We start from the raw sequence: 6,761 nt of genomic DNA on the forward strand, positions 1-6,761 counted from the left end.
CTCCAGTCGGCATAGCTCCTACTGTCTCTGTAAGCACAACACGTTGCCTAGAGATTGAATCTCACATAGGCAAATCCCAGGTGGATTGGTGGCACGGAGCAACTGTGCCCGTGCTTTTAATCAATCTCACTTAAAGGATTTAATATAATGGCATTTAATGATGTAATTGGCCGTGACGAAAACGGCGCAATTGAACTATCCGAGAGCGTTTCTAAGGAAATTCTCAAGGCTGCTGCTAGCCAGTCTGTTGTTTCGCAGCTTGCTACCAGAGTCCCTATGTCGAGTCTCGTTACTCGTCAGGCTCAGGTAAGCGGTCTACCAGAGGCTTACTTTGTTGGCAGTGATACTGGCCTAAAGCAGACTACTAAGGTCCAGTGGAAGGGTGTAGAGCTTCAGGCTGAACCGATTGCCTGCCTGGTTGTAATCCCTGACGATTTCCAGGCTGACTCTTTCGAGAACATCAGCGCACAGGCTAAGACTCTGATTGCAGAGGCTATCGGTCGCACTATCGACAACGCCTGCCTATTCGGTGTCAACAAGCCTGCTACGTGGGGTCCAAGCCTTTACGCTCAGGCTGTAGCTGCTGGAAATCATGTCGATTACGACGACACCAAGGACTTTGGCGTTAATGCTGCCAATGTTGCTCTGAAGGTCGTAGAAGACGGATTCAAGCCGACTGCATATGCGACTGAGCCTGGACTACGTTGGCGCATGCTCGGAGAGCGTGACGCACAGGGTGGACCTATCTTCACTCAGCTAGCCGGAGAAGCCTACGAGGGTCTAGCCCTTCACGGTATTCCTGCTGTTGAGTCTGACAATGGAGCATGGGACGCAGACGTTCGCCTTATTGCTGGTGAATGGAAGAACGCCCTTCTAGGTGTTCGTCAGGACGTCACCGTGTCTATGCACAAGGACGGCGTAATCGTGGACGAGACTGGAAAGGTGCTCTTTTCAGCGATGCAGTCTGACTCGCAGATTATGCGTGTTGTTACCCGTGTTGCATGGAACGTTGCTAACCCAGCAACTAACCGCAATACTGTTGAGGCCGCACGTAGCCCGTTTGCTCTGCTTCTTAATGAAGGCACCGCAGCTAGCTAAGTAAGCCCTTCTGACTTCTCCTAAGGTCAGGAAGTTTCACAAAGAAAAAAGACCCTCTCTAAGTTCCAAGGATTACCGTCATTCGACGGATGCGCGTAAAGCGCTACTCCAAGGTTCCTAGGGAGGGTCTTTTTTTTGTGCTCTGTTTCTAGAGATCCTGTCTCACCCGAGCGATATTCAGCTCTAGTAGCTCTGCAAAGAACCTCTGGAAGTCTTCCAGTGAATCAGACCGGAAGATTTCACGGCTGGATTCCAGGATGGCTACTGCTCCCGTAGGCAGATCAAACAGGTAGCCAACGGTCTGTTCATCCCTCAGCAGAACGAAGACCTGAGGAACCTCAGCAACAACGACCGTAGGAATGTCTTCCGTCTGAGGCTCGGTCACCGGAAGTGCTCCCCTCTGTTCCTCATGGCGTAGCTAGCTCTCATCTCCCCTGCTCTGGTCAGCAGCGGCCGATTCAAGATCACTGTCTGCCGGTCGTCCTGGAGCTGTCCGCCCGTTGGGTTGCCATCCCTCCTGAGGTACCGGGTAGCCGGCCCTGTCTCGTCTAGGAGCTTCTGAGGCTGTCTGCGGAGCTTCCTCAGCAGAGCTACCAGCCTGCCTGGTGCCAGGGTTCGTCTGTGTCTCATGGATCTTGTCCCTCCCGTGCAGGTGTCCAGGAAGAAGCAACTTTACAACCTAAGCAACCTTTGCTTGTTAAGACTGCAAACATGACGTTCCCGGCATACCAACCAAACGCCTGTGCTGGGATTGCCTCATGGCTTACGTACCGACGTACCGGAGGATCATTGCTGATCTTCGTACGGCTATAGACAGAGGTGTGCTCAAGCCTGGTGAGAAGATCCCAACGACTAAAGAGCTTGCCGTCAAATACGACACCTCCCATGTCACGGTAAGGAAAGCAGTTGAGATCCTGATAGAAGCCGGAGTTTTGGAAGGCAGACAAGGGCTAGGCGTATATGTAGCAGAAAAGCTCTGAGAGCCTTTCTAAGCCCTCTTAAGCCTCTCCCCTAGTCTCTATACCCCTGAGGCTTGTTAAGCCGTTAGCGTCTAATACAACGGGCTAAACAAAGCCCTATAACGCAAGAAAGCCCCCGACATGATTAGTCGGGGGTATCTCGTTAGTCCTGTAGCTCTACAACGTAGAACTTTCCTAGTTGGGAATCATACCCAATAACAAAGTTCGTTTCTTCGATTGCTGAAAACTCTACGTTCGGACCGAACATCACAAGCCCGGCCCTAGTGAGGGTATATACGAATCCGGTTGGCATAATCTCGTTCCTTCTTTCTCGGTTATGTTGACTGAACGCTATTGGCGTAGCGTTTTGGTTTGTTGACCCTTACTAGGGTCGTTTTTCTGTCTCAGGTTCCGTACGGCCATGAGTTAACGACGCATCCTCTAAGCCCTAGTGTCTGCTGTTGCATCACAGAAGCCGGTAACCCTGCACCAGGACAAGCCTCGTGACCATGCCCGAGTGAATGCCCAACCTCATGGTTCACCAGGTACTGCCGATATTCGGTCAGACTTCCAGGGTAAAGAGGACTAGAGCTGTACCAGCGGTCAGAGTTGATGAAGATTTCTGCTCCGGTAGAGCAGGACAGGAAGACACTTCCGTCTACTACAACCGTCTCTCCGCACTTCTCTCTAGTCGTCTCAGGCGAGACGAGATAGATCGTGAAGTCTTGTCCTGCTGAAACCCTGACAGCAGGTCCCCAGCTTCTATTGCTGGCGAGGATCAACGACACCTCATCTGCGAATGCCTGAGGATCAAAACCCGTCTGTGCGGCAACCTGGTAGGCGAACAGTTCGTTACCTAGGGGCTGGTGACCAGAGACGTACTGCAAAGCCTGTGGAGCTTCAGGGACCGTTCTGGGCTCCGTCTTTGCGCACGACAGCAACGCAAGGGTTAGCCCTAGGCTGAGGATGATTCGTAAAAGCTTCATTCCTTCTCCAAGATCGTTCGATGGACATGAAAAAGGGGCCTCCGAAGAAGCCCCTTCCAGGATTGTTGCTATTCGGTTGTATTACCAGCAGTCTTCAGTGACCCGCGATTCTATCCAGCTCATGACGGGATCGCCGGCTAGGTCCAAAATGCTTATCTCGATAATCTCTGTTCCGTCTTTGGTGGCGTCTGATTCGACTACGGTTTCTATCTCCAGAGAAGCAAAGTCAGAGACACAACCACACTCAAACCTGAAGCTCTCGTAGCTACGGATTAGCCGGCCCTGAACTTCTGTGTACTTGATTGTCCGCTCGTAACCGTCTAGATCCTGCTGGTGCAGGTTGCAATGAATCACAGCTACTCCTAGCCGGCCGTGCCTCCCCAGGCACCAGGGCCGACCCTATCGAGGTGATCTTGACGGGGGTAGCCAGCAGACCTGCTGGTGTGTCGGAGGCTGAAAACCCTTACGTAGCAACGGCTAGCCTCTCCAGCTTGCCTCTGCCGCAGCAGGGCTAGGGCACGGCGTGCTCTCCCTCAGGGCTTCCATCACGTCTGCTAGTTGCTGTCTCTCGTACTGCCGTTCCTCTACAGGGGTAGCCGTACGGAAGTGGACCTTCAGGGGCTTTGCTGGTTCCTGGTTGGCGTTCGCCACCAGGACTCCTACCGTCAGGGCTGCAACTGCTAGGCAGGCTGCGATTGCTTGCAGAATCGCGTAGTAATACCAAGGAAGTCTTTTCATGAGCTTTCCTTTCCAGGGATTTTGGGCAACAAAAAAGGCCGGATTCTCTTTCGAGATTCCAGCCATAGGCTTGTGTGGAGCTTTTAAGTTATGATCTTCTATCTTGCCTGTTCAGGGGCCGTGTTTAGGCCACTGGTAGGCTTTTGGGGAAGGAGTTGCCTCCGATCAGCCCTCCTGCACCAGCCAGGGGAACAGGTTCGAGGTGAACTCGATCTCGGGCACCACCACCGTCGCCCCGGCCGGCAGCGCCGCCGCGACCGGCGCGAGCATCTGGGAGACGGTGGCGCCGACCGCCACGTCGCTGTCCGGCACGCCGATCAGACCGGCGAACGCGGTACGGGAACGCTGCACCGAGTCGCCCCAGCCCTCCCACGATCTGCTGCCCACACGCCAGTCGGACAGGGCGTCCTGCAACGCCGTCCAGGCCGGCTCGGGCGGCAGCCCGTAGGAGGCGGTGTTCAACCAGCCGGGCTCCGGCTTCCACAACTGCTGCGCCTGCGCGATCTGCATGCCATCGACGCTAGGCGGGATCGCCTCGCGGTGGCACGGCCAATCGGCGACGGGCGGCCTCGGGCGTGCCGCCGAGCACCGTGTCCGCCGGTCGGGGTGCGGGGCGGCGGTCCCCGACGAGCGGTATGACTCCGCAGTATAGATATGACTCCCAGGTATCGGGCTCCCCAGCATCCTGTCGGCCCATCGGCGCGGACCACCACGCGGCCCACGGTTCGCCGGGGCGTCGAGCCGTGGGGCGTCGATCAGCGGGTGAGGACGCGCCGGTCTGTCACTCCTGCCCGCCCCGGCCGACGTCCCGGTCGTCGTGCGGGCGGATCCGGGCCAGGGTGTCGGCGAGGCCGGCGAGCCACCGGTCCACCTCCACGAGATGCCGCACCGAGGCGGGGTCGGCCGCGCCGAGCAGCGGACGGACCCGGTTCAGCTCGTCCACACAGTCGCCCGGAACGGGCAGCGGTGCCGCCGTCCGGCCGTGCGCCACCTCGTCGGCGAGGTCGTCGTACGCCGAATGCAGGTGCCCTGCGGTGTCCCGCAGCAGGGCCGCGGCCGCGGGCCAGCCGGCGAGGCAGCCGGGCGGGTTGCGGCGCAGCAGCGACTCGACGCCCGGCACCACGCGGTGCCCGGCGCTGAGGACGACGTCCCAGCTCACCTGCTGTCGGCGCGGGTCGTGCCGCTCGGAGTGGAACTGGCAGTACGACGAGTCGACCAGGACCATCCGTCGACGGACCTGGTCGATGGCCCGGTCGGGGCGGTCGTCGCCGCCGAGCACCGCCTGGACGGTCCGTTCGACCGCGTCCCCGCTGGACGCCAGGAGGCGGGCGGCGTTGCGCCGCAGGTCGTGACCCGCGCCGCGCGGCCACATCGCCACCCCGGCGAGCACACCGACCACCGCGCCGAGCAGGACGTCGACCAGGCGAACCTCGGCGAGCCGCCACCCTTCGGGGCCGAGCTGGGCGAACACGACAGTCAGCAGCACCGTGAACAGCGCCTGCTGCCAGACCGGTCCCAGCAGGCGACCGACACCGAAGGCCAGGATCAGGGTCACCGGCAGGACGACGGCGTAGACGACCGGCTCCCCGACGACAAGCATCACCGGGCCACTGACGGCGGCGCCGGCGATGGTGCCCAGCAGCGCGGGCCGCAGCGCGGTGCGGGTGTCCGCCGCGGAGGTCCGCAGGACGGTGAGGGTGGCCAGCAGCACCCAGAAGCCGTGGGTGAGCTGCAGGACCCCCGCCGCCACCCGGGCGACGGCCAGCGCCACAGCCAGCCGCAGCGAGCTGTGCAGGTGGGCCGATCGGGGGGCGAGGTGGGCGCGGAACTGCCACCAGTACAACGTCCACGGGCTGTGCCGCGCGAACTCGAACAGCCCCGAAGGGTCGTCCGCACCGTCGGGCGTCGACCCGGTCGCCACCCGGGCACCCACGGCGAAGACCCGCACCTGGTCGGCGAGGGCCAGGGCCGTCGCGTCCCGACACAGACGGGGTACGTCCGGCGCGCCACCACCCACGGCGTACGGCGCCTCGGCCCGCCCGATGGCGACATCCAGGTCGTCGAGGTCGACCGGCGGGGCACCCGGGGACAGGCTGCGCCCTGCGGCGCGGGTCGTACCGGCGCCCGAGCGCAGCAGTCCCGCCGCCGCGAGATCCGGGATCGGCTCCGGCGGGGCGTCCGCCGCCAAGCGGTCCGCCTCGGCGAGCACCTCCCGTAACGCCGCCGCGCAGATCCGCAGCGCCCGATCCTGGACGCCCGCCGCCGTGGGCGCCCACGCCGGAGGGTTACGGCCGAGGTCGAGGGCGGCGACCACGTCGTACGCCCGCTGACGCCGCGCATCGCGACCACCGGGACCGGCGTGCGGGTCGGTCAGCGCGTCCGCGGCGGCGTCGAGGAACGCCCCGACGCCGTCCGCCGCCTCGGCGAGCCGCTGCCGGTACGAGACCGGAACCGGATCGGGCCAGAGGAACACCTCGGCCGCGGCGAGCAGCACGATGGCGAAAGTGACGCCGCCGAGGCGCTGCGGCAGGGTGCCCGGCTGGTACGGCGGGAAGGACGCCAGGATGTAGAACAGTTGGAACGCGCTGGCCCACCCCACCAGGCGGGGATTGCCGACCCCCGCGAACGCCACGACGAACCCGATCACCAGCATCCCGCCGGCCGCCGCCCACGTGCTCCACGCCAACAGCGAACCCGCCGCGATCAGCGCCCACACCACCGGCAGCGACGTGACGAGGATCCGCGCCCGCTGCGGCGCCGGACCGGGCAGCTGCGCGAACGAGCCGGCCGCGATCGTGCCGAACAGCCCGTACGTGGCGAGCATCGGACTGCCCGCCCCGTACCGGCAGGCGTAGAACACCACGGACGCGACGAGGGTCAGCCGGGTCGCGCGCCGTAAAACGACGTACCCCGGGTCACGGGTGCGGAGCGCGCCCAGGAGGCTCGTTCCGCGCACGCCCTGTCTCTTATACACATCTCC

Annotated in this window: 5 protein-coding genes and 1 pseudogene; 2 read left to right on the top strand and 4 right to left on the bottom strand. The window is 61.8% G+C overall.

What is annotated here, in order from left to right; genetic code table 11:
• Nucleotides 1-147 precede the first annotated feature (147 nt).
• A complete protein-coding gene (locus tag FHG89_RS31625; protein ID WP_139588048.1) occupies nucleotides 148-1,098 on the top strand; it encodes a phage major capsid protein in 951 nt (316 codons plus the stop codon).
• Nucleotides 1,099-1,246: 148 nt separating this feature from the next.
• On the opposite strand, the gene FHG89_RS31630 is transcribed toward FHG89_RS31625, so the two are convergent.
• The gene (locus tag FHG89_RS31630) at nucleotides 1,247-1,483 is read right to left on the bottom strand and encodes a hypothetical protein (RefSeq protein ID WP_139588049.1); all 237 of its coding nucleotides are present in this window, start codon (nucleotides 1,481-1,483) and stop codon (nucleotides 1,247-1,249) included.
• 373 nt (nucleotides 1,484-1,856) lie between these two features.
• On the opposite strand from FHG89_RS31630, the gene FHG89_RS31640 reads away from it, so the two are divergent.
• Nucleotides 1,857-2,078, top strand: coding sequence for a GntR family transcriptional regulator (locus FHG89_RS31640; protein ID WP_139588050.1), 222 nt, complete (start codon nucleotides 1,857-1,859; stop codon nucleotides 2,076-2,078).
• A 383-nt stretch (nucleotides 2,079-2,461) separates the two neighbouring features.
• Here the strand turns inward: FHG89_RS31640 and FHG89_RS31645 are convergent, their stop codons facing one another.
• The 3 genes and pseudogenes from FHG89_RS31645 to FHG89_RS31655 form a co-directional block, all read right to left on the bottom strand.
• Nucleotides 2,462-3,043 (bottom strand): DUF3152 domain-containing protein, encoded by a 582-nt coding sequence (locus tag FHG89_RS31645; RefSeq protein ID WP_139588051.1) that lies wholly within the window; start codon nucleotides 3,041-3,043, stop codon nucleotides 2,462-2,464.
• A gap of 909 nt (nucleotides 3,044-3,952) precedes the next feature.
• A pseudogene (locus FHG89_RS31650) lies at nucleotides 3,953-4,291 on the bottom strand (aminotransferase class V-fold PLP-dependent enzyme); the annotation flags it as partial.
• Nucleotides 4,292-4,562: 271 nt separating this feature from the next.
• Complete coding sequence (locus tag FHG89_RS31655; RefSeq protein ID WP_425280250.1) at nucleotides 4,563-6,755, bottom strand: FUSC family protein; 2,193 nt, start codon at nucleotides 6,753-6,755, stop codon at nucleotides 4,563-4,565.
• Between the last annotated feature and the right edge of the window lie 6 nt (nucleotides 6,756-6,761).

Origin of the sequence: Micromonospora orduensis (genome assembly GCF_006228125.1) — a bacterium.
Taxonomy (GTDB): Bacteria; Actinomycetota; Actinomycetes; order Mycobacteriales; family Micromonosporaceae; genus Micromonospora; species Micromonospora orduensis.

What these genes read in the sequence shown, in the direction of transcription:
- FHG89_RS31640 (WP_139588050.1), top strand. Translation starts at nt 1,857, where the DNA reads ATGGCTTACGTACCGACGTACCGGAGGATCATTGCTGATCTTCGTACG.
- FHG89_RS31625 (WP_139588048.1), top strand. Translation starts at nt 148, where the DNA reads ATGGCATTTAATGATGTAATTGGCCGTGACGAAAACGGCGCAATTGAA.
- FHG89_RS31645 (WP_139588051.1), bottom strand. Translation starts at nt 3,043, where the DNA reads ATGAAGCTTTTACGAATCATCCTCAGCCTAGGGCTAACCCTTGCGTTG.